This is a genomic window from Brevundimonas sp. DC300-4 (genome assembly GCF_049897365.1).
Classification (GTDB): domain Bacteria; phylum Pseudomonadota; class Alphaproteobacteria; order Caulobacterales; family Caulobacteraceae; genus Brevundimonas.
The window spans coordinates 161272-181302 of record NZ_JAFCWC010000004.1 but is presented as its reverse complement, the minus strand read 5'-3'; the positions used below and the strand labels follow the sequence as shown (position 1 = coordinate 181302).

General features: G+C 67.3%; 22 protein-coding genes and 1 pseudogene. 11 read left to right on the top strand and 12 right to left on the bottom strand.

The features are described from left to right. Positions 1-95 precede the first annotated feature (95 nt). Positions 96-2819, bottom strand: a complete 2724-nt coding sequence (gene ppc / locus ACP7AZ_RS08745) for a phosphoenolpyruvate carboxylase (RefSeq protein WP_426038074.1) — start codon at positions 2817-2819, stop codon at positions 96-98. Positions 2820-3157: 338 nt separating this feature from the next. Between ppc and ffh the strand changes: the two genes are divergently transcribed. The 3 genes from ffh to rimM all read left to right on the top strand — a co-directional run bounded on the left by ffh (position 3158) and on the right by rimM (position 5959). Further along, positions 3158-4693, top strand: a complete 1536-nt coding sequence (ffh, locus tag ACP7AZ_RS08740) for a signal recognition particle protein (protein WP_426038472.1) — start codon at positions 3158-3160, stop codon at positions 4691-4693. Between the two features lie 21 nt (positions 4694-4714). Continuing rightward, positions 4715-5281, top strand: coding sequence for a 30S ribosomal protein S16 (rpsP, locus tag ACP7AZ_RS08735; RefSeq protein ID WP_426038072.1), 567 nt, complete (start codon positions 4715-4717; stop codon positions 5279-5281). A gap of 147 nt (positions 5282-5428) precedes the next feature. Then, positions 5429-5959, top strand: a complete 531-nt coding sequence (gene rimM / locus ACP7AZ_RS08730) for a ribosome maturation factor RimM (protein ID WP_426038070.1) — start codon at positions 5429-5431, stop codon at positions 5957-5959. A 3-nt stretch (positions 5960-5962) separates the two neighbouring features. Here rimM and ACP7AZ_RS08725 read toward each other — a convergent pair whose 3' ends face one another. Further along, positions 5963-6139, bottom strand: coding sequence for a YegP family protein (locus ACP7AZ_RS08725; RefSeq protein ID WP_303696728.1), 177 nt, complete (start codon positions 6137-6139; stop codon positions 5963-5965). A 169-nt stretch (positions 6140-6308) separates the two neighbouring features. Here ACP7AZ_RS08725 and ACP7AZ_RS08720 point away from each other — a divergent pair, with 169 nt between their 5' ends. Beyond that, positions 6309-7013: a glutathione binding-like protein gene (locus ACP7AZ_RS08720; RefSeq protein WP_426038068.1), complete on the top strand. Its 705-nt coding sequence runs from the start codon at positions 6309-6311 to the stop codon at positions 7011-7013. 257 nt (positions 7014-7270) lie between these two features. Here ACP7AZ_RS08720 and dnaA read toward each other — a convergent pair whose 3' ends face one another. The 3 genes from dnaA to ACP7AZ_RS08705 form a co-directional block, all read right to left on the bottom strand. Then, positions 7271-8704 carry a chromosomal replication initiator protein DnaA gene (dnaA, locus tag ACP7AZ_RS08715; RefSeq protein ID WP_426038066.1) on the bottom strand — a complete coding sequence of 478 codons (1434 nt, stop codon included), beginning with the start codon at positions 8702-8704 and terminating at the stop codon, positions 7271-7273. 509 nt (positions 8705-9213) lie between these two features. Further along, complete coding sequence (gene rpsT, locus ACP7AZ_RS08710; protein WP_426038064.1) at positions 9214-9483, bottom strand: 30S ribosomal protein S20; 270 nt, start codon at positions 9481-9483, stop codon at positions 9214-9216. Positions 9484-9687: 204 nt separating this feature from the next. After that, complete coding sequence (locus ACP7AZ_RS08705; RefSeq protein WP_426038062.1) at positions 9688-10476, bottom strand: enoyl-CoA hydratase-related protein; 789 nt, start codon at positions 10474-10476, stop codon at positions 9688-9690. A gap of 113 nt (positions 10477-10589) precedes the next feature. On the opposite strand from ACP7AZ_RS08705, the pseudogene ACP7AZ_RS08700 reads away from it, so the two are divergent. Next, a pseudogene (locus ACP7AZ_RS08700) lies at positions 10590-11132 on the top strand (DUF6624 domain-containing protein); the annotation flags it as partial. A 123-nt stretch (positions 11133-11255) separates the two neighbouring features. On the opposite strand, the gene ACP7AZ_RS08695 reads toward ACP7AZ_RS08700, so the two are convergent. The 5 genes from ACP7AZ_RS08695 to mutM all read right to left on the bottom strand — a co-directional run bounded on the left by ACP7AZ_RS08695 (position 11256) and on the right by mutM (position 13948). Continuing rightward, a complete protein-coding gene (locus tag ACP7AZ_RS08695; protein WP_426038471.1) occupies positions 11256-11411 on the bottom strand; it encodes a helix-turn-helix transcriptional regulator in 156 nt (51 codons plus the stop codon). Positions 11412-11470: 59 nt separating this feature from the next. Continuing rightward, positions 11471-11962, bottom strand: coding sequence for a hypothetical protein (locus ACP7AZ_RS08690; RefSeq protein WP_426038060.1), 492 nt, complete (start codon positions 11960-11962; stop codon positions 11471-11473). Then, positions 11962-12450, bottom strand: a complete 489-nt coding sequence (locus tag ACP7AZ_RS08685; RefSeq protein WP_426038058.1) for a hypothetical protein — start codon at positions 12448-12450, stop codon at positions 11962-11964. Before ACP7AZ_RS08685 ends, ACP7AZ_RS08690 begins: the two co-directional genes overlap by 1 nt. Before the next feature lie 89 nt (positions 12451-12539). Then, complete coding sequence (locus tag ACP7AZ_RS08680) at positions 12540-13085, bottom strand: DUF1697 domain-containing protein (protein ID WP_426038056.1); 546 nt, start codon at positions 13083-13085, stop codon at positions 12540-12542. After that, on the bottom strand, positions 13085-13948 hold the full coding sequence (mutM, locus tag ACP7AZ_RS08675; protein WP_426038054.1) for a bifunctional DNA-formamidopyrimidine glycosylase/DNA-(apurinic or apyrimidinic site) lyase: 864 nt from the start codon (positions 13946-13948) through the stop codon (positions 13085-13087). Before mutM ends, ACP7AZ_RS08680 begins: the two co-directional genes overlap by 1 nt. Positions 13949-14128: 180 nt before the next feature. On the opposite strand from mutM, the gene ACP7AZ_RS08670 reads away from it, so the two are divergent. The 3 genes from ACP7AZ_RS08670 to ACP7AZ_RS08660 are packed head-to-tail and all read left to right on the top strand — an operon-like array spanning position 14129 to position 15742. Continuing rightward, complete coding sequence (locus ACP7AZ_RS08670; RefSeq protein WP_426038052.1) at positions 14129-14956, top strand: phosphatase PAP2 family protein; 828 nt, start codon at positions 14129-14131, stop codon at positions 14954-14956. A 19-nt stretch (positions 14957-14975) separates the two neighbouring features. Then, positions 14976-15248, top strand: coding sequence for a hypothetical protein (locus ACP7AZ_RS08665; RefSeq protein WP_426038050.1), 273 nt, complete (start codon positions 14976-14978; stop codon positions 15246-15248). A 53-nt stretch (positions 15249-15301) separates the two neighbouring features. Continuing rightward, positions 15302-15742: a COG3650 family protein gene (locus ACP7AZ_RS08660; RefSeq protein WP_426038048.1), complete on the top strand. Its 441-nt coding sequence runs from the start codon at positions 15302-15304 to the stop codon at positions 15740-15742. Here the strand turns inward: ACP7AZ_RS08660 and ACP7AZ_RS08655 are convergent. Next, complete coding sequence (locus tag ACP7AZ_RS08655) at positions 15739-16176, bottom strand: hypothetical protein (RefSeq protein WP_426038046.1); 438 nt, start codon at positions 16174-16176, stop codon at positions 15739-15741. The two genes, ACP7AZ_RS08660 and ACP7AZ_RS08655, sit on opposite strands and share 4 nt — an antisense overlap. A gap of 61 nt (positions 16177-16237) precedes the next feature. On the opposite strand from ACP7AZ_RS08655, the gene ACP7AZ_RS08650 reads away from it, so the two are divergent. The 3 genes from ACP7AZ_RS08650 to ACP7AZ_RS08640 all read left to right on the top strand — a co-directional run bounded on the left by ACP7AZ_RS08650 (position 16238) and on the right by ACP7AZ_RS08640 (position 18942). Continuing rightward, complete coding sequence (locus ACP7AZ_RS08650; protein ID WP_426038044.1) at positions 16238-17344, top strand: acyltransferase family protein; 1107 nt, start codon at positions 16238-16240, stop codon at positions 17342-17344. 71 nt (positions 17345-17415) lie between these two features. Beyond that, positions 17416-17940, top strand: coding sequence for a CHAP domain-containing protein (locus ACP7AZ_RS08645; RefSeq protein WP_425992008.1), 525 nt, complete (start codon positions 17416-17418; stop codon positions 17938-17940). Positions 17941-17976: 36 nt separating this feature from the next. Next, positions 17977-18942, top strand: a complete 966-nt coding sequence (locus tag ACP7AZ_RS08640) for a magnesium transporter CorA family protein (RefSeq protein ID WP_426038042.1) — start codon at positions 17977-17979, stop codon at positions 18940-18942. Positions 18943-18949: 7 nt separating this feature from the next. Here ACP7AZ_RS08640 and ACP7AZ_RS08635 read toward each other — a convergent pair whose 3' ends face one another. Further along, positions 18950-19813, bottom strand: a complete 864-nt coding sequence (locus ACP7AZ_RS08635; protein WP_426038040.1) for a lipid A-modifier LpxR family protein — start codon at positions 19811-19813, stop codon at positions 18950-18952. Between the last annotated feature and the right edge of the window lie 218 nt (positions 19814-20031).

Here is a 20031-nt window from a genome sequence, read left to right as displayed (position 1 = left end):
CCTGAGTGCGACCCGATTGTTTCCTCGCCGTGAGGAACCCGAGGCCGAAAAACGACACTTGATGAAATCGCGGCCATGAAGCGTGGCCGTTCCACTCAGCCGCTGTTGCGCAGTCCCGCTGCCACCCCGTTGATCGCCAGCAGAATGCCTTCGCGCACCCGGGGATCGTCGTCGCCCGCCCGACGCCGGCGGATCAGTTCGATCTGCACGTGGTTCAGCGGCTCGACATAGGGCATGCGCAGACGGATCAGCCGGTTGAGCTCAGGCTGGCCGCCCAGCAGCTCGGCCTGACCCGTGATAGCCAGCACAGCGTCGCGCGTCCGGTCCCACTCGGCCTGCAAGGCCCCGAAGATAGTCGCCGCCAGCGTCTGGTCGGGCACGAGCGAGGCGTAGCGCCGCGCGATGGTCATGTCCGACTTGGCCATGATCATCTCCATGTTCTGGACCAGGGTACGGAAGAAGGGCCACGCCTTCGCCATGGCCTGCAGCTCGGCCATGTCCTGACCCTGCACCGCCGAGCCGAAGCCGAACCAGCCCGGCAGCATGACCCGGCTCTGCGACCAACTCAGCACCCAGGGGATGGCGCGTAGATCCTCGATGGCGGTCGAGGCCGTCCGCGACGTGGGGCGCGAACCGATCTTCAGCTCGGCGATCTCGTTGATCGGGGTGGCAGCGCGGAAATAGTCGACGAAGCCCGGCGTCTCGTAGACTAGGGCCCGATAGGCGGCCATCGAGGCCACCGAAAGAGCCGAGGCGGTCTTGCCGTGCTTGGCCGTCATCGCCTCGTCCGGCGGCGGCGCCAGAGACGCGATCAGGGTCCCGGCGGTCAGGGCGTCAAGGTTCCGGCGCGCCACGTCCGGCTCGCCATATTTGTTGGCGATGACCTCGCCCTGTTCGGTGATGCGAATGCGGCCCGCGACCGTTCCCGTCGGTTGCGACAGCACCCCGGCGAAGCTCGACCCGCCGCCACGCCCGACCGCCCCGCCCCTGCCGTGGAACAGTTGCAGCCTCAAACCCGCGGCCTGGGTCACCGTCAGCAATGCCCGCGACGCCTCATGCAGCTCCCAGGTCGAGGTCAGGTAGGAACCGTCCTTGTTCGAATCCGAATAGCCGATCATCACTTCCTGGACGCCGCGCGCCTTTGCGACGGCAAGCGCGGACGGCTCCTGGAATAGCCGCTCCAGCGTGGGCCTGGCGCCTCTCAGGTCGTCGATGGTCTCGAACAGGGGCGCGGCCTGGATCGGACAGGCGGCGGGATTTTCGGGCCGATAGAGACCGACCTCCTTGAGCAGCAGATAGACCTCCAGCATGTCGGAGGCGGCGTCGGTCTTGGACACGATATGGGTGCGGATCGCGTCCGGCCCGAACTTCGCCAGCGCCTCGGCCGCCGCCTCCAGGATCGCCCGCTCCTTCAGGGTCTCGGGGTTGTAGGTCGCATAGGGACTGAACAGCAGGCGAGGCGCCGCCAGTTCGGTCGCCAGCAAGACCAGCCGCGCCTCCTCTTCGAGCGCTGCATAGTCATCGCAAACCCCCGCGACCTTCAGCAGGTCGCCCACAACCCGCGCATGGACGTCGGAATTCTGGCGCAGGTCGAGGGTCGCCATGTGGAAGCCGAATACATCGACCGTGGCGATCAGGCGCGACAGGCCGTCGTCGGCGAACACCGCCCCATGGCTGGCGACCAGACTGTCATGCAGCACGGCGAGGTCGGTCCGGAACTCGCCGGGCCCGGCATAGGGCGGGGCGGCGAACGGGGCCGGCCGCGGCGCGGTCTGTCCCGTCAGGATCGGGTGGGTCGCAGAAAGCCGGGCGTAGATCTGACTCAGGGCCCGGCGATAGGGCTCATCGGCCCGGTGCGGGGAACCGTCGCCCGACCCCTCGGCCAAGGCCTTCAGAGCGGGGCTGATTTCCGCCAGCGAACCTGACAGGCTAAGCTCGGCGCCCAACGCGTTCGTCGCCTCCAGATAGTGGCGCATCACCGCCTTGGCCAGCGTGGCGAAGGCGGCCCTCAGCGCGCTGGCATCGACATTGGGATTGCCGTCGCGATCGCCGCCCACCCAGGCGCCGATGCGGATAAAAGGCTTGAGATCCGGCGCGTCCAGCCTCCGACGCCAGTCGATCAACTGCTCAGGCGCGACCTTGAGGAACACCCGCTCCAAGAACGAGACGACGGTGTCGATCTCGTCCTGCACCACCAAGCCGGTCGTCCGCACCAGCCGCGTAGCCCACAGGATCACCGTCTGACGACGCAGGCCCGCCTTCATGACCTCCGGCGCGCAGGCCAGGCCCCCTTCCTCGAAACCTGGGCGATCGCAGGCATCCAGCAGGTCGGACACGGCGGCGATCCGGTCGATGACGCTCTTCCTGCGCACCTCCGACGGGTGGGCCGTCAGTACCGGCGAGATCAGCGCCTCGGACAGCAGGACCCGCGCCTCCTCGACCGTCCGTCCCGCCGCAGTCAGCCGGGCCAGGGCTCCCTCGGGAGTATCCGGCCGCGCCCCCTCAGCCGTCTGGCTGCGCGCGCGGCGCCTCCCGGCCCGATCCTCGGCGACATTGGCAAGCAGGGAGAAGACCGCGAACCCGTGCGCCAGCCCGACCGCGTCATCCAGCGACAATTCGTTGAGCAGCCGCTCCAGCTCGGCCGATCCCTTGGCGCCCGGGTGGCGGTGATAGCCGACCGAGGCCACCCGCACGGCCTCGATCCTGTCATAGAGATCCTGACCCCCCTCGTCCCGGATCACCTCGCCGAGCAGGCCGCCGAGCAGCCGCACCTCCTCGCGCAGGCGGTCGTCAGCAGCGGCTTCGGCGGATACGGGCATGGTCATCTCGTGCAGCGGGGAGGCTGTAAAGCGCGACCGTATCAGCGGGTTTCCGATCGGTCCTTGTAAAGAGCAACGCTGAAACCGGATGTGCGATGCTGTTTCCTGAGCCGGTTGGCCGACTTCGTTCGACAGGATTCGACAAATCGCCTCATTTCCCTCATAAGCCGCGGCTTCCGGCGCAATTGAACCTGCGTCTCCACCATCACGCCCCCCGTTTCGACGGGACGAGGATGGCGAGAACCCTCTGCCGACGTGATCGTCGCCAGAGGTCGCTTCGCTATGGAGATCGGTTCGGTGTCGGCCTGAACGCCCTGAGGGGCTGGCGAGGTAGTGAATTGTTCGAGGCTCTGAACGAGCGACTGACAGGCGTTTTCGACCGGATCACCGGCCGCGGCGCCTTGTCCGAAAAGGACGTCGCGGAGGCGATGCGCGAAGTGCGCGTGGCCCTGCTGGAGGCCGACGTCGCCCTGCCCGTCGTCAAGGACTTCATCGCCTTCGCCACCGAGCGCGCCACCGGCGAGGACGTCATCCGTTCGGTCAAGCCGGCCGATCAGGTGGTCAAGATCGTCTATGACGGCCTGGTCGAGATGCTGGGCGGGGACGAGCCGACCCCGATCAACCTGAACGCCACGCCGCCCGCCGTAATCCTGATGGCCGGCCTGCAGGGCTCGGGCAAGACGACGTCATCGGCCAAGCTGGCGCTGCGCCTGACGAAGTTCGATCGCAAGAAGGTCATGATGGCCTCGCTGGACACGCGTCGTCCGGCCGCGATGGAACAACTGGCCCAGCTGGGCAAACAGATCGAGGTCGTGACCCTGCCGATCGTGGCCGGCGAGAGCGCGGTCCAGATCACCCGCCGCGCCCTGACCTCGGCCAGGCTACAGGGCTTCGACGTCCTGATCCTCGACACCGCCGGCCGCATCACCCTCGACGAGGGCCTGATGGCCGAGGTCGCCGAGGTCGCCGACATCTCGAAGCCCGTCGAGACCCTGCTGGTCGCCGACAGCCTGACCGGCCAAGACGCGGTCCGCACCGCCAAGGCCTTCCACGACCGCCTGCCCCTGACTGGCCTGATCCTGACCCGCGCCGACGGCGACGGTCGCGGCGGCGCCATGCTGTCGATGCGCGCTGTCACCGGCCTGCCGATCAAATACATGGGCTCGGGCGAGAAGGTCGACGCGCTCGAAGTCTTCGACGCCCGCCGTGTCGCCGGCCGCATCCTGGGTCAGGGGGACATCGTCGCCCTGGTCGAGAAGGCGTCCCAGGACCTGGACGCCTCCAAGGCCGAGGCCATGGCCCGCAAGCTGGCCAAGGGTCAGTTCGACCTCAACGACCTCGCGGCCCAGCTGCAGCAGATGAAGCGGATGGGCGGTCTTCAGGGCATCATGAGCATGCTGCCTGGGGTGGCCAAGATGAAGAACCAGATGGCGGAGAGCGGCGTCGACGACCGCATGATCCTGCGCCAGGAGGCCATCATCTCCTCGATGACCAAGGCCGAGCGCAAGAAGCCCGACCTGCTGAACGCCAGCCGCCGCAAGCGGATCGCCGCCGGCGCCGGGGTCGAGGTCCAGGACCTCAACCGCCTGCTGAAGCAGCACCGCCAGATGGCCGACATGGTCAAGTCCATGTCAAAGGGCGGGCCGCGCAAGATGCAGCAGATGGCCGCCATGCTGGGCGGTCTCGGCGGCGGCGGCGCGCCCGGCATGGGCGGCGCCGACCTCAACCGTTTGAAGGCCATGGGGGGCGGCAAGATGCCCGAACCCGGCACCGACGAAATGAAAGCCCTCCAGGACCGGCTCGCCGGACTGGGTGGCGGACAACTCCCGGGAGGCCTTCCGGGCCTTCCCGGTCTACCCACCAAGAAAAACTGATCCCGTAGAAAGAAGACCGAAATGCTGAAGATTCGTCTGGCCCGCGGCGGCGCCAAGAAGCGCCCCTACTACTACATCGTGGTTGCCGACTCGCATGCTCCCCGCGACGGCAAGTTCATCGAGCGCGTCGGCACCTACAACCCGATGCTGCCCAAGGACGGCGACAAGCCGCGCATCACCCTGAAGGCCGACCGCATCTCGGAATGGCTCGGCAAGGGCGCCCAGCCGACCGACCGCGTCGCGCGCTTCATCTCGCAGAGCCAGGACGAAGCCCTGGCCGGCAAGGTCAAGTGGACCCAGTCGAACAACCCGAACAAGGGCGCTCCGGGCAAGAAGGCCCAGGAACGCACCGCCGAGCGCGCCCAGCGCGAAGCCGACCGCGCCGAGGCCGAGGCCGAGGCCGCTGAAGCCGCTGTCCGGGCCAAGGAAGAGGCCGCCGCTGCGGCTGAAGCCGCGAAAAACGCCCCGGCTGTCGAAGAGGCCCCGGTTGAAGAAGCTCCGGCCGCTGAAGCTGAAGGCTCCGCAGAGGTCAGCGTCGAAGAGGCTCCGGCCGAAGGCGCCGCCGAGGAAGAGAAGACCGAGGCCTAAGGCTTCATTGTCCGCTCATCCCCGCGGAGGCGGGGACCCAGCGATTTGGGCGATCGGCGCCGCCTGCTTGGCGGCACCGTCGATCCAGGCCGGTGATTCACAAAAGAACTGGGTCCCCGCTTTCGCGGGGATGAGCGGATTTCTCTTATGCCCAACACCAAACCCAAACTCATCCTCGTCGGCCATGTCGCCGGCGGGTTCGGGGTCAAGGGCGAGGTGCGGATCACGGCCTATACCGCGGATCCGCTGGCGCTGACCGACTACGGCCCCCTGCTGCGCGCCGACGGCTCGCACGGCCTGACCCTGACCCAGACACGGGCGACGAAGGACGGCGTCGTCGGGCGGGCGAAAGAGATCGCCACCAAGGAAGAGGCCGACGCCCTTCGCAACCTGAAACTCTATGTCCCCCGCGACGCCTTCCCGGCGCCCGAGGAGGACGAATTCTACCTCGCCGACCTGATCGGCGTGGAGGCCCGCGACGTGGACGGCGTGGTCCTGGGCATGGTCAAGGCGGTGCAGAATTTCGGCGCGGACGACATGCTGGAGATCACGCCGGTCGCGGGCGGCCAGACCTGGTACCTGCCGTTCACGAAAGCGGCCGTGCCGGACCTGCATCTGGCCGAGGGCTGGCTGCTCGCCGTTCCCCCGCAGGAGACCGGCGAGCGCGAGCCGGACTAGGCCCTATTCGATCTCGACGGTTTCCGCGTCGCCGACGTATTTCTTGATCGACTCGATCGCGCGCCTGGCGCCCGACTTGTCCGAGTATCCCTCGGTCGAGAAGATGATCTCCGAGTTGTATTTGAACCGGACGCGGAACTCGCCGGCCTTGTCCTTGTAGACTTCGAACTTGTGGGCCATCGGGCGCCTCCTGGTTGGTGAGGTCCGGATAAGGCCTCGCTTCCCGGCGCGCGGCAACCCGACAGAGTCTGACGGCATGCGCGGATGTGTGAGGCGGCGCCTCGGCGCCCCTTGCGGCGCACGGACCGTCACCCGACATGGGCGTCATCAGCAACCGTCACGGCAGCCAATGACCGATCTCTCCGCCTTCCCGATCACGCGCCAGTTTCCGGCCGCCCACCCCGACCGGCTGCAGCTCTATTCCCTGCCGACGCCCAACGGGGTGAAGGCCTCGATCATGCTGGAGGAGATTGGTCTCCCCTACGAGATCCACCTGGTGGACATCATGAAGAATGAGACCTGGACGCCCGACTATCTGTCGCTGAACCCGAACGGCAAGATCCCGGCCATCCTCGATCCCGACGGCCCGGGCGGACAGCCGATGGGCCTCTGGGAATCGGGCGCCATCCTGGTCTATCTGGCCGACAAGACCGGCAAGCTGATCCCGACCGATCCCGCCGCACGATACGAAACCCTGCAATGGGTCTTCTGGCAGGTGGGCGCCGTGGGCCCGATGATCGGGCAGATGGGTTTCTTCCACAAATTCGCGGGCGCGGCCTATGAGGACAAGCGACCGCGCGACCGGTTCGTGACCGAGGCGAAGCGTTTGCTGGGCGTGCTCGAGGAACGACTGAAGGGTCGCGACTTTATCATGGGGGCCGGGTTCACCATCGCGGACATCGCCCTGATCGGCTGGGTCCGGGCGGTGCCAGGCTTCTACGAGGCCGGCGATCTGGTCGACTGGTCGTCGCTGACGGCCGTCCAGGCGTGGGTCGCCCGGTGCGAGGCCCGTCCGGCCGTGGCGCGCGGCCTGAACATCCCCGCCCGTCCCTGATCATCGAACCGGCGGCGGATGAGCGTTGAAGGGACATGTCCACCGGCGCCATCCGCCGCTTCCATCATGACGGCCGCCGCCGCCGACCGACGGCGACCTTTGTCCCGGGCGAGGTCTACGAGGACGTCTCGCCGGAGGTTAAAGACGCTTTCCGGACCGCCCATCCGGGGCGCCCGTGAACTGCAAATTTTCCGGGACGTGAACCGCCGACACCGCCATCTCGACGGCTGGATCCGCCAAGACCGCCAAACGGTCGCCTAACCCCGCAGCTTCCGCGTCAGGGCCTCGACATCGCGGGCGATCTGGTCGTCCAGCGGCATCAGCTCCTCGATCTTGCGCACGCCGTGCAGGACCGTGGTGTGGTCGCGTCCGCCGAAGCGACGGCCGATGTCGGGATAGGAGCGGGTCGTGTGCTGCTTGCACAGCCACATGGCGATCTGGCGCGGACGGGCCACGGCGCGCGTGCGGCGTTCCGACAGCAGGTCCGCCTGTTTCATGTTGAAATGCTCGGCCACCGTCTTCTGGATCTCGTCCACGGTGATCCGGCGCTCGGGCCCGCCCCGCAAGGCCGATCCCAGCAGGGTCAGGGTCTCTTCCACGCCCAGGGACGACAGCCGCGATCCGGCCGCGGCGGCCAAGGTGTTCACGGCGCCTTCGAGCTCGCGCACCGAACCCGGGGTCCGGTCGACGACCTGTTCCAGCACCTCGCGCGAGGCCTCGCCGGACACCACGCCCATGCGGGCGAAGGCGGCGAGGCGGTTCTCGGCCACGGCGATCTTGAGGGCGCGGTCGGCGGGCTCCACCGGGCAGGTCAGGCCGGCGGCCAGGTGGCTGCGCAGGCGCGGCTCGACCTCGGTCAGGGCCATCGGCGGGCGATCGGCTGAGAGGACGATCCGCTTGCCGTCCTCGATCAGGGCCGTCAGCGTCGACAGCAGTTCCTCTTGCGTCGAGGCCTTGCCGCCCACGAACTGGACGTCATCCAGCAGCAGCATGTCGGCCGAGCGCAGGCTTTCCTTGAAGGCGGCGGTCGAGCGGTCCTGCATCGCCTTAACGAAGGTCGACAGGAAGCGTTCGGCAGTCAGATAGACCACCTTTGCGTCCGGGCGCAGACGCTGCGCCTCCCAGGCGATGGCGTTCAGCAGGTGGGTCTTGCCGTAGCCATAGGGGCCGCAGAAGAAGATCGGGTTGAAGTGGCCGTCGGCCCAGGACGCCGTCTGGCGCGCGATGGCCAGGGCAAAGGCGTTGCCCTGGCCCTCCACGAAGCTATCGAAGGTCAGCCGCTCCTGAAGGCCAGCGGCGCGCACGGCACGGGCGCCGTCGGTCACGGGGCCGACCGTCGGCGCCATCGGTGTCTGCTCATGGGCCGCCGAGAGGGGGGCTCCCGAAAGGGGCTGGATGGCCACGGCGGAGGCCACGGACGAGGCTGGAGGGGCGGAGGTCACCTCGGCGCGGCAACGCACCTCCAGGCGGCGCGACAGGCCGTCGAGGCCCAGCCACAGCTCGTTCAGACGGCGCAGCGCATTCTTGCGCACCCAGTCACGGGCATAGCCGGTCGGAGTCACCAGGATCAGCTGACCGCCCCCGTCAATCCGCACTGCCGAAGGCGCGATATAGGAGCTGAACGGTCCGTCGCCAATTTCGGCCCGGAGCCTCAACGAGGCCTCGTTCCAGATCCGGTCCGGGTCCGTCATGTTCGCCAACGCCAAGCCCCCCATCGTCCGATCACCCGCCCTGAAAAAGTCATACCATCCCGGAACCGTGCGGTTCCGGACCCCAAGCCGGGTCGGTCGATCCAGGGACGCATTCTCCTGTCCCTTGAAGTGTGAGCTTCAAGGGTGGGTGCGACCTCGCGGACAGACGTCTCCCGCTGGCGCAGGGGCTCGCCCCCGCCCCGTCTTCATCCGTGTGGGGATGGAAGTGCGTTAGAGCCCAAAACTTACGCTCGGCGCGGCGTGGGTCAACGCTGATTCGCGAGCCGATTCGCAGTTAAATTGTTTGACTCCGCTAAAGCCAAATCACGCCTAGGAAAATCTCGATTTCGCCTGTTCGGCGAGCGGAGTTCCGCTGTGAAGACTTATCCGCACACGGCGAAACGGCGAGTAAGCTGATGCTTACTCGCCGTTGAAATCGCTGGATTTTCGCATGACAGCGGCGTGACCACCCGCTGAAGACGCCTGTGTACGTAGACGTACCTAGTGGTTTAGGCCGCCGACATTTTCTTCAGTTGGGCATGCAGGCGCGAGACCTTGCGCGAGCCCGTGCTCTTGTGAACCACACCCTTGGTGACGGCGCGCATCAGCTCGGACTGGGCCTCGACGAAGGCGCAGTTGGCGGCGGCGGCGTCGCCCCCGATCACGGCTTCCTGGAACTTGCGCAGGAAGGTGCGGACACGCGTGCGGCGCGACTTGTTCACTTCGGTACGCGCGGCGATCTTGCGGATCGCTTTCTTGGCGCCGGGATTGTTGGCCATCGTCAAACCTATCAACGGAAACGCCGCAGACACCCGTCCACGGCGCAGAAAATCTTCAAGAGCGGGCGGCTATAGCGGAAGGGGGCGTGAGGGTCAACGCGAGTCTGGGTGGGGTAGGCGATTGGTGATGGGTGGCTGGTGATTGAAGTCCGGCAGCCGTGATCAATCCGGCCATTCAGCCACCAGCCACTGCCCATCAGCCACCTACCTGCCCGTGAACACCGGCTTCCGCTTCTCGACGAAGGCCGCCATCCCTTCCTTCTGATCCTCGAAGGCGAACAGGGAGTGGAACAGGCGGCGTTCGAACTGGACGCCCTGTGTCAGTGTCGTCTCCAGGGCGGCGTTGACCATCTCCTTGTTGGCCATGACCGCGAGCGGGCTCTGGGCGGCGATCTTCGCGGCGATCTTGCGAACCTCATCCAGCAGGGTCTCGTGCGGGACGACGCGCGACGCCAGACCGGCGCGCTCGGCCTCGGCGGCGTCCATCATCCGGGCGGTCAAGACCATGTCCATGGCCTTGGCCTTGCCGACCAGGCGGGTCAGGCGCTGGGAGCCGCCGATGCCGGGGGCGACGCCCAAGTTGATCTCGGGCTGGCCGAACTTCGCCTTGTCGCTGGCGACGATGAAGTCGCACAGCATGGCCAGCTCGCAGCCGCCGCCAAGGGCGAAGCCGTTGACCGCGGCGATGATCGGCTTTCTGAAGCGGGTGATCCGGTCGTGGCCGAGGGCGAAATAGTTGGCCTTGTACATGTCGGCATAGGACTGGTCCGCCATCTCCTTGATGTCGGCGCCGGCCGCGAAGGCCTTGTCGCCCGAGCCGGTCAGGATGAGGCAGCGGACGCTGTCATCATGCTCGACCGCGTCGAGGAAGGCCGACAGATCCTTGAACAGGGCCGAGTTGAGGGCGTTCAGGGCGTCGGGCCGGTTCAGGGTCACCACGGCGTATCCGTCGGCGTGCCGCTCGATCAGAAGGGTGGAATAGGTATCGGCCATGGTCGGTCTCCGGTTCGTCTCCCGCCTGCATACCGGCCCCGCCCCTGCGACGAAACCCGCATTGCCAGAACGCGAGCGCCGGTTAGGGTGGCGACAACCTCGGGGAGAACGCCATGCTGATCTGGTTCCTGACCGCCGCCCTGATGCTGGCCGATCTCAGCCCTGCGGCGCAGGCCCGGCTGGCGCCGTTCAATTCGGCAGTGGCCGAGGCGCGGGCGGGCCTGGCGGCGCTGAACGGCGAGGCGCCGGTCACGGCGCGGCTGGAGGCGTTGCGCGCCTTGGACCAGCGGCCGATGATGACGGGCGTCGACCTGTCGGGCCTGTCCGAGCCGGAGCAGAGAGAGGCGCGCGCCGTGATCGACGCCGAGATCAACCGGCTGAACGCGGAGAATGTCGAGGCCCTTCTCGCCATGATCCCGGCCGAGGGCTGGTTCTCCAGCAAGGTTTACGGCCAGGAGGCGGCGACCGGCGCCTTCCTCATCATCCAGCACTCCAACATGGACTTGCAGAAGCGCTTTCTTCCCGTGATCGAGCACATGGCCGGGCGAGGCGACGCGCTGAAATCCGAATACGCCCTGATGTACGACCGGATCGCCGTCGCCGAGGGCAGACTCCAGCGCTACGGCACCCAGATGCAGTGCGTGGACGGCTTCATGCGTCCCTTCCCCACCGAGGACCCCGACCAGCTCGAGGCTCGCCGTGCGCCGATGGGATTCCGCTGGCCCGACTACGCCGGCTCCTCGCCAACTTCGGGGCCTGCGGCACGCACTGAAGGTTGGTCACCCCTCCCACTGGAACACCTCGGTGATCGGCACGCCGAAGACGGCGGCGATGCGGAAGGCGGCCTCAAGGCTGGGCGAGTATTTGCCCTGTTCCATGGCGACGATAGTCTGGCGGGTCATGCCGATCCGCGCCGCCAGATCGGCCTGGGTCATCTCGCCGGCGTGAAAGCGAAGCTCGCGGATACGGTTCCGGATCGGCGGGGGGCCCTTGCTCACCGGCCACGCCTGAGCAGAAAGACCTCTGAGCCCAGACGAACGATCTCGGCGCCGATCAAAGCGAAGGCGATGCCGATACCCGCGTTGACGATCAGGTTCGGGACCCAGACGTAGGCGGGCAGCCACGACCACGTTCCCACCTTCTGGCTATCGAACAGACGCGCGACCGAGCCGCCCTGATCCACCAGAAGCCCGACCCAGATGATCAGGACCACAACCAGCACTTTCCGCGACCAGCTTTCGGCGGTCAGCCGGGCCAGCCGCTCGCGCTCGTCGCCGAGATGGGCTCTGCGGTGGAAAAGGCCCACGATTCCTGGGACTCCCGTCAACACCACGACAATGAAAAGGGCGATCCCGCCGACAGGCCCGATCCGATCCGCCAGACTGGGCGAGGTCAGGGACTGGGCGACGGCCCAGCGGATGAACAGCGACCAAGCGATGATCGTCGCCGCGAGGCTGATCCAGCACATCCGCTCACGATACGACATCAGCGCAACCCCTGCAGCAGGGCGATGTTGAAGACATAGCGGATCAGCTCCGACACGATCACCGCGCCCATCAGGATGTTGGCCGCGAAAATGAGAGCGTTGGTCGGAGTCATCGGCAGGGCGGCGGCTCCCGACGAGGCGGCGTTCGCAAAGCCCAGCAGATAGGCCGCGATGGCCAGGCTGAAGACGATGGCGATCAGGGCCATAAGGGAGACGTGGCTGGCCTTCAGCGAGGCGACCAGTTCCCGCTCGTCCCGCGCCTCGCGCTCAGCGCGCCGGGTGGTCGCCGTCGCGAGGAAGGTGAGCCCCACCTCCAGAAGGACCACAACGACCAGACAACCGATGAACAGCCCGCCCGTCGCGAAGGCGAAACCCGGATCGGTCAGCCCGCCCCCGGCGATCGCCTGCATCAGCCGCCAGCCGTAAAAGCCCCATACGCCGACGGTGGCGACGATGCTGATCCAGAGATGCTTTTCGCGAAACGACATGACAGGCCCCCAGCCGCAGCAGGCGGCGGGGCTCGATGTCGCACAACGCGGACATTGTGTCTATTATTTTTTACATCACGTCCAAACGATCAGACATCCACCATCTCTCCCAACTTCAGCACCGTGTTCCAGTTCCGGCCGGTGCCCATCCCCAGCATGCGCGGCGTGGCCTTCTTGAAGATGCCGCTTTCGCCCTGACCGTTCGGGAACCAGAAATAGAGAACGTCGCCGCCCGGCCCGGTCCGGCCCTCGACAGCCTCGCCGCCTTCGGCCAACGCGCGACACGCCTCAAGCGCCCCGGCCTTGATGCCGTCCTTCATGACCATGGCCAGAACCTTCGCCGGCTGGTCGGCGGCCTCCCGGGCGAAGGGGTTGGCGGCGATGAGTTCGGCCCACTGCTCCGACGTGCGGACCATGGCGGCGACCTTGATCCCGAAGCGGCGCTCCATCTCGAGCTCGATATCCGTCTCAAGCGCGGCCGGATCGCGATCGCTCTCGACCACCAGATTGCCGCTGGCCAGAAGGGTGCGCGGATTCTTCAGCCCCATCGCCTCGGCCATGACCCGCTGCTCGCCGACGGGGGCGCGGACGCCGCCGGTGTTCATGCCCCGGAACAGGATGATCCGGTGGGTCATCAGCGCCTCTGGCAGGAGGGGCAGTAGAAGGTCGACCGACCGCCCTGGACGACACGTTTGACCACGCCGGTGCAGCCCTCGCCGAGACAGGGCTTGCCCTCGCGGCCGTAGACGTCGAACCGGTGCTGGAAATAGCCCTGGCCGCCATCGGCGTTGGCGAAGTCCTTCAGCGTCGAGCCGCCGGCCGCGATAGCGTCGTTGAGCACGTCGCGGATGACCGCGGCCAGGGTCTGCAACCGCGCCTTCGACACCTTTCCGGCCGCGATCAGGGGCGAGATGCGGGCCCGGTACAGCGCCTCGCAGACATAGATGTTGCCCAGGCCGGCGACGTTGCGCTGGTCCAGCAGCGACACCTTGATGTTCTGCTTCTTGCCGTCGAAGACCTCGACCAGATGGGCGGCCGAGAAGCCGTTGCCGAGCGGTTCCGGCCCCATGCCGACGAACCACGGGTGGGTCTCGACCTGGTCGGTCGGGATCAGACCCATGAAGCCGAACCGGCGGGCATCGGCGAACCCCACCCGCGTGGCGCGGCCATCCTTCAGGGCGCAGAAGCTCATATGCTCATGCTTGCCGGCGATCGGCGCGGGCTCCTCGAACTCGCCCAGCTGTTCACCGTCGACAGTGAACCGGCCGGTCATGCCGAGGTGGGTCACCCAGGTCTCCCCGGTCGATAGCGCGGCCAGCAAATATTTGGCCCGCCGGTCGATCCGCTCGACGCTCCCCCCCTCCAGACGCTCGACGAACCGGTCAGGGAAGGGAAAGCGCAGATCCGGGCGGTTCTGCCGCAGCCGCGTCAGCCGCGCCCCGACGAGCACCGGCTCCAGGCCGCGTCGGACCGTCTCGACCTCGGGAAGTTCAGGCATGTCATCCGTCTAGCCGGTCCCCGCGCCAGGGTGAAGTCGGGTCGGCGACGCCATAAGCGATACGGCCACGGACGTCTCTACACGCGTCCGACACGGAAACTCCGCCTAACCCCCATGTTTCCGTGACGCGCCCGCCGCAGGAGTCAGCCATGGCTGTCTCACGACTCGATTGGGGGATCGATGACGGAGGTCACAGCCATCGGCGAACGGGGTCGGCGGGCGCGCCGGCTGTTCAATATCCACGCCCTTCGGCGGGCCGCGACGCGATTGCAGCTTTCGCTGGCGTCGGGCCTGCGCGCCGACGAGCCCGTGACCCTGGCCTTCGTGACGCTCATCGCCCTGTCGCTGTATTTCGTCCTTCTGCCGGGCGTCGATATGGCGGTCAGCGCCCTGTTCTACAGCCCGGACGCGGGCTTCGCCCTGGCCGACAATCCGGTCCTGAAGGGGCTGCGCAGGTCCTCGACCTGGGTGCTCGGCCTGATGCTTCTGGGCCTGGCCGGCGAGATCGTCCTGGCGCTGCGCCGCAATCCCCGCCGTCTCGAGGGCTGGGGTCGTCGGGCGACCGTTCTGCTGGTCAGTCTGGTCATCGCCTCGGGATTCCTGGTCAACGGCGTTCTGAAATCGATGTGGGGCCGCGCCAGGCCGATCCAGATCGAGGCCTTCGGCGGCGACACCCACTTCACCCGCGCCTGGCAGATCTCAGACAACTGCCTGTCCAACTGCTCCTTCGTCTCGGGCGAGGCCTCGTCCGCCGCCTGGATGGTGGCGGTCGTCGTCCTGATGGTCCCGGCGCCGTGGCGTCGCTGGGCCCTGCCCGCCGTCATGACCTATGCCGCCGCGCTGTCGCTCAATCGGATCGCCTTCGGCGGGCATTTCCTGTCGGACATCCTCCTGTCGTGGGCGCTCACGGGCCTGGTCGTCGCCGTCCTGCACCGGCTCGCGCTCGCCTGCCCCCGGGCTGCGCGACAGATGCGCCGCGCCCGCCGCCGGAGCAGCGTAGCGGCCTGAGACGTGCTATGACTTGGCCATGCCCAGCCATGTTCAGCGTTTCTGCATCTACGCCCTGATCGCCCTCGTCCTCTCGGCCGTCGCGACCTGGGGGCTGGGCCTGTTCTGGGTCGCCATAGGCGGGGGCGACCTGCCGCTGCACGGCTGGATCGCCATGGGGCTTGGGGTCGCGGGGACGGTCGGCCTGACCTGGGGATTGATGGCCTTGGCCTTCAAGTCGAACCGCGAAGGGTGGGACGATCAGGTCGACAACAGTCTGGATCCCGGTCGCGCCGATACCGACGAAACTTGACCCGGACGGGTTCGCCTGCATGGTCATCACGAACCTGTCCCGGAGCCGATCCGATGCGCCTTCCCCTTCTCGCTCTCGCCCTGCTTGCTCTCGCGGCCTGTTCCAGCCCGAGCGAAACGCCCCGGTCTGAGGCCCATCCGCCGGCCGCGCCCTCCGTCCTCGGCGGCGTCGATCTGGGCCAGCCGCTCCGCGCCATCGGCACCGAGCCCTTCTGGGGCGTAGAGATTACCCCCGGGACCCTGACCTATTCCGCCGTCGACAACCCGGGCTTCAGCGTGACCAACCCCAGCCCAACCCTTCAGGGCACCACGGCGGTCTATGCAGCCGCCGGGGCGGACGGCGCGACCCTCGTCGTGACCCTGATCGCCACGGACTGTTCGGACGGCATGAGCGACCGGGTCTATCCCCTGACCGCGCGCGTCGAACTGGGTGAACAGACGCTGAACGGTTGCGCCGCCTCCGTCGCCTTCCTCGAGAGCCAGCCGGCGCCCTAGCTGTCGCCCAACAACGGCCCCACGCCCGGGACGCTGCGCACCGCCTCGCCCAGCAGGTCACGTCCGGTCGCCGCCTGCACCCGGTCGCGCGCGGCGGGTAGCAGCCGTTTAAGCGCCGCCTTGTCCACGCCCTCGCTCCCGAGACGATCCAGCAGGCCCATGGCCTCTGCCACCGCCGCGCCCGAAACCCCTCCAGCCGAGGCCACGATCCCGCCGAACAGGCCGCGTTTCGAACGATCGGCGGCCCTGGAGCGCGCCGCCGTCTCCGCTCCGTCGACGGCGGCATAGAGCGCCGCCAGCGGCTCGCGCCTGGCATGGCGATCCAGCAAGCCCAGCGCCCCGGTCAGGGCGGCGGTGGCCTGCGCCTCGGTCAGCCCCGCCTGAGTTGCTGCGGCGCAGGCGACATCATCGAAGGTCAGGGTCTGTGCGGTCACGTCTGCATCTTTCATCGTTCACTTAACGGTTCTGGAACCGCGTCAGCTGCATAGGGGAGGAATGACCCAGCTGGAAACGCCGCAGGATCTGCGTCCTCTCACCGCGCTGCGCTTCGGCGCCGCCATATGGGTGGCCCTGTTCGCCTTCTGGCCCGACCTAGACGTCGGCTTCATGCCCAACCTGGTGGCCAAGGGCTATCTGGGGGTCGAACTGTTCTTCGTCCTCTCGGGCTTCATCCTTTGCCACGTCTATCTGGCGGCGCATGGCGAGAAGCGGTTCAGCTATGGCAGCTTTCTGTGGGCCCGGATCGCGCGGGTCTATCCGCTGCATATCGCCACCCTGATAGGGGTCGGCGCACTGGCCTTCGGCGCCGTCGCTGCGGGCCTCAGCATCAACGGCAACATCCTTAGTTGGGCGGCCCTGCCCGCCAACCTCCTGATGGTCCACGCCTGGGGCTTCGCCCCCGTGGCCGGCTGGAACCATCCGTCATGGTCGATCTCGGCGGAATGGTTCGCCTATCTCTGTTTCCCCGCCTTCGCCTTCGTCGCCTGGCGGCTGCGCGAGAGGCCGATCGCCGCGGTGATCGGCGCAGTGGCCTTCCTCGTGGCGCTCTACTTCGTCTTCCAGATGCTGGCCGGCTTCCCCCTGACCCAGGCCACCATCCTTTGGGGCGCCCTGCGGATCGTTCCCTGTTTCGCCCTCGGCTGCGCCCTGTATCTGATGCATCGCAAGATCCGCCTCCCGCGTCCCGGCTGGATCGCCGCCGGCGTCGCGGCGGCCATCGCCGTGGCCGGTTCGCTGCAGGCGCCGGACGCTATGATCGTGCCCCTGTGCGGCGCATTGATCGTGGCCCTCGCCTCGCTGCCCAACGCCCGCGCCGGTTGGCTGGCGTCGAAGCCCGCCGTCTATCTCGGAGAGATCAGCTACTCGGTCTATATGGTCGTCGTGCCGTGGAAACTGCTGGCCGTGAACGCGGCGTCGAAGCTCACGGGCGGGGGCGAAAAGCTTCAACTTTTCGTGTGGCTGGCTGTGTTCCTGACCCTGCCGCTGGTGGCGGCCGTGTCCTACCACCTGGTCGAATTCCCTGCCCGACGGGCGCTGCGCGACGTCGCAAAGCGGCGGGCCGAGCGCGCGAAGGCCCGCGCAGGCGGTCCGCAACTCGCCTGAAAAGGGGCTTTTACCCTCCGCTAACTATCGTCTAGGGATAGTGCGGGCGTAACAGGCAGAAACAATTCAGTATGACAAAACGGATCACCGCCGCTCTGGTTGCCGCGTGCCTGGGGTTCTTCGCCCTGTCGCCCGCCCCCGCCAAGGCCGACGATCCGTACTGGCAGTGCGTCACCTTCGCCCGCATGTTCTCAGGCATCAACATCTTCGGCGACGCCTGGACCTGGTGGAATCAGGCCGTCGACCGCTTCCGCACCGGCCGTGCGCCCGAGACCGGCTCGGTCCTGGTGTTCCGGCCCGAAGGCCGCATGAGCCGGGGCCACGTCGCCGTCGTCTCCGACATCCTGACCGACCGCGTGATCCGCGTGACCCACGCAAACTGGGGCGGCAGCCGCGGCCGCGTCGAGGAAAACGTCACCGTCGTCGACGTCTCGGGCCAGAACGACTGGTCCCAGGTCAAGGTCTGGTACAATCCGATCCGCGACCTCGGTTCGACCGTCTATCCGACCTATGGTTTCATCTACAACGGTGCCCGCGACGCCTATGACGCCGGCCGCCAGGTCGCGGCGAACGCCACGACCACCGCGACCAACTGACCCCGACCTGACCCCCACACCCCGAGCCCGCCCCGAATGATCCGCCTCTATCGATCGGGCTGCGCCGCCTGCGAGGCGGTCGAGATCGACGTCATCGGCGGATGGGAAATGCCGCCCGACACCCTGTGGATCGACATGATCGAACCCAGTCACGGTGAAGACGCCGCCGTCGAGCGGGCCCTGGGCATCTCAATTCCCACCCGCGCCGAGATGAGCGAACTGGAGGCCTCCAGCCGGCTGTATCGCGAGGGCGGCGCAACCTACGTCACCGCCGACATCCTGCATCGCGGCGACGACGACCTGCCCGGCATCGACCCGGTCACCTTCGTCCTGACCAAGGGGCCGATGGTCACCATCCGCTATTTTGACCCGCGCCCCTTCACCATGTTCACCGACAAGCTCGAGCGTGAGCCGGCGCTGTGCCAGACAGGCGCCGATATGTTCCTGAACCTGATGGAGGCGATCATCGACCGAGCCTCCGACGTGCTGTCGGGCCTGGGCGCCAAGGTCGAGGGTTTCGGCGTGCACGTCTTTTCCGAGGGCAAGACAGTCGGCTTCAAACACCTGATCACCAAGCTCGGCCGGGCGCATATCGCCAGCGCCCGCATCGAACAGAGCCTGGCCGGTCTCGCCCGGGTCTTCGCCTTCGTCACCGTCGACGACTGGTTCGAGCACGCCGACGAGCCGCGCGAGCACCTGCGCTCGCTCAGCCGTGACGCCACCAGCCTGATCGCGCACAATCAGGCCGTCGCCTCGGGCATCAACTTCCAGCTCTCGGCCGCGCTCGGCCTGATCAACATCGAGCAGTCGTCAATCTTCAAAATGTTCTCGATCTTCACCGCGGTACTGATGCCGCCGACCTTGATCGGGGCCATCTACGGCATGAATTTCGAGCATATGCCCGAGCTTCGCTGGATGGAGGGCTATCCGATGGCCCTGGGCCTGATGGTGATCTCGGCGGCCGCGCCGCTGCTGTATTTCCGGCGAAGGGGCTGGATCTAGTCCGCCCTCACCACTCGGGCTTGATCGACAACTGGAAGGCGACGAGGCCTTCGGAGACATCGTTGTCGATGCCGTGGCCGCCGTGCATGCCCTCGGCCTCGATCTCGCGATAGACGAGGCCGAACGAGCCCTGCATGTCGCCCCGGCGCAGGGCCACCCCGATCGAGGCGTCACCCAGGAATGTGCCGCTGTCGCGGCTGTAGCCGGAGCGGGTGTACTCGCCGTCCCGGGTCCGCGCGAAATTATAGCCGACGGCCGTGCCGGATCCGGCGGCATAGATGTACCAGCGGGCCCGCTCACCGAAGGCCTCGGCCCCTTCCGGCAGGATGCGGTCCGCGGTCGAGCCGATCCGCAGGGTAGCGCCGGCCTCGGCCGTGCCGCCCCGGTCGCCCGCGCCGATGCCGACGTGCGGCGTCAGGGTCACCTCGAGACCGGAGGCTGTATAGCCGCGCGCCGTCGTCCAGCCGCGCGTGTAGCTGACCTCATAGCCGTCGGCGTCGAACATCGCCTGGTCGAGCGGCGTCGGCGGCACAGGCGAGCCGTCGGCCCGGCGCAGTTCGCCCCGCGTCCGCAACCTCAGCCGGTCGGTGAAGCCATCCGCCTCGCGCCAGACGTCGCGGGTGGTCGTGGCCGCGAACGGATTGCGCGCCTCGGCCGGCGCATAGTCGGTGGCGAACTCCAGCGCGGGCCCGAATTCGCGCCCCGCAGCCACATTGAAACTGGCCTGGCTGTTCAGCTGCGCGGTGATGCTGGCGGAGGTTTCCTGCTGGGCATCGGACCAGTTCTGGTTCACCCACGTCTGCGCACTTGCCGGAACGGCCAGGGCCGCCAATGCGAGTACGCTCAGAAACAGGCTATCCAGACGGATCAACGGTCCCCTCACAGTCCGTTAACAAAGCCCATCCTGCACCGGAATCGCGTCAGGTCCAACCGCGTTCTTGCGACACCTTCCTGACATGATCGCCGAACGTGACTTTCGCTGCACAGGTTCCCCCATCCGGGGTGTCATCGAGGTTAAAGGCCCCTGCAGACGCGAAACGAGCGGCGCCCGGGGGGAACCGCTCGTCAAGATCAGTGCGATTTCAGGGC

What these genes read in the sequence shown, in the direction of transcription:
- rpsT (WP_426038064.1), bottom strand. Translation starts at nt 9,483, where the DNA reads ATGGCCAACAATCCCGGCGCCAAGAAAGCGATCCGCAAGATCGCCGCG.
- ACP7AZ_RS08665 (WP_426038050.1), top strand. Translation starts at nt 14,976, where the DNA reads ATGCCCAGCCATGTTCAGCGTTTCTGCATCTACGCCCTGATCGCCCTC.
- rpsP (WP_426038072.1), top strand. Translation starts at nt 4,715, where the DNA reads ATGCTGAAGATTCGTCTGGCCCGCGGCGGCGCCAAGAAGCGCCCCTAC.
- ACP7AZ_RS08645 (WP_425992008.1), top strand. Translation starts at nt 17,416, where the DNA reads ATGACAAAACGGATCACCGCCGCTCTGGTTGCCGCGTGCCTGGGGTTC.
- ACP7AZ_RS08650 (WP_426038044.1), top strand. Translation starts at nt 16,238, where the DNA reads ATGACCCAGCTGGAAACGCCGCAGGATCTGCGTCCTCTCACCGCGCTG.
- ACP7AZ_RS08685 (WP_426038058.1), bottom strand. Translation starts at nt 12,450, where the DNA reads ATGTCGTTTCGCGAAAAGCATCTCTGGATCAGCATCGTCGCCACCGTC.
- ACP7AZ_RS08670 (WP_426038052.1), top strand. Translation starts at nt 14,129, where the DNA reads ATGACGGAGGTCACAGCCATCGGCGAACGGGGTCGGCGGGCGCGCCGG.
- ppc (WP_426038074.1), bottom strand. Translation starts at nt 2,819, where the DNA reads ATGCCCGTATCCGCCGAAGCCGCTGCTGACGACCGCCTGCGCGAGGAG.
- ACP7AZ_RS08695 (WP_426038471.1), bottom strand. Translation starts at nt 11,411, where the DNA reads ATGACCCAGGCCGATCTGGCGGCGCGGATCGGCATGACCCGCCAGACT.
- ACP7AZ_RS08725 (WP_303696728.1), bottom strand. Translation starts at nt 6,139, where the DNA reads ATGGCCCACAAGTTCGAAGTCTACAAGGACAAGGCCGGCGAGTTCCGC.
- ACP7AZ_RS08680 (WP_426038056.1), bottom strand. Translation starts at nt 13,085, where the DNA reads ATGACCCACCGGATCATCCTGTTCCGGGGCATGAACACCGGCGGCGTC.
- ACP7AZ_RS08690 (WP_426038060.1), bottom strand. Translation starts at nt 11,962, where the DNA reads ATGTCGTATCGTGAGCGGATGTGCTGGATCAGCCTCGCGGCGACGATC.
- ACP7AZ_RS08660 (WP_426038048.1), top strand. Translation starts at nt 15,302, where the DNA reads ATGCGCCTTCCCCTTCTCGCTCTCGCCCTGCTTGCTCTCGCGGCCTGT.
- rimM (WP_426038070.1), top strand. Translation starts at nt 5,429, where the DNA reads ATGCCCAACACCAAACCCAAACTCATCCTCGTCGGCCATGTCGCCGGC.
- mutM (WP_426038054.1), bottom strand. Translation starts at nt 13,948, where the DNA reads ATGCCTGAACTTCCCGAGGTCGAGACGGTCCGACGCGGCCTGGAGCCG.
- ACP7AZ_RS08705 (WP_426038062.1), bottom strand. Translation starts at nt 10,476, where the DNA reads ATGGCCGATACCTATTCCACCCTTCTGATCGAGCGGCACGCCGACGGA.
- dnaA (WP_426038066.1), bottom strand. Translation starts at nt 8,704, where the DNA reads ATGACGGACCCGGACCGGATCTGGAACGAGGCCTCGTTGAGGCTCCGG.
- ACP7AZ_RS08640 (WP_426038042.1), top strand. Translation starts at nt 17,977, where the DNA reads ATGATCCGCCTCTATCGATCGGGCTGCGCCGCCTGCGAGGCGGTCGAG.
- ACP7AZ_RS08720 (WP_426038068.1), top strand. Translation starts at nt 6,309, where the DNA reads ATGACCGATCTCTCCGCCTTCCCGATCACGCGCCAGTTTCCGGCCGCC.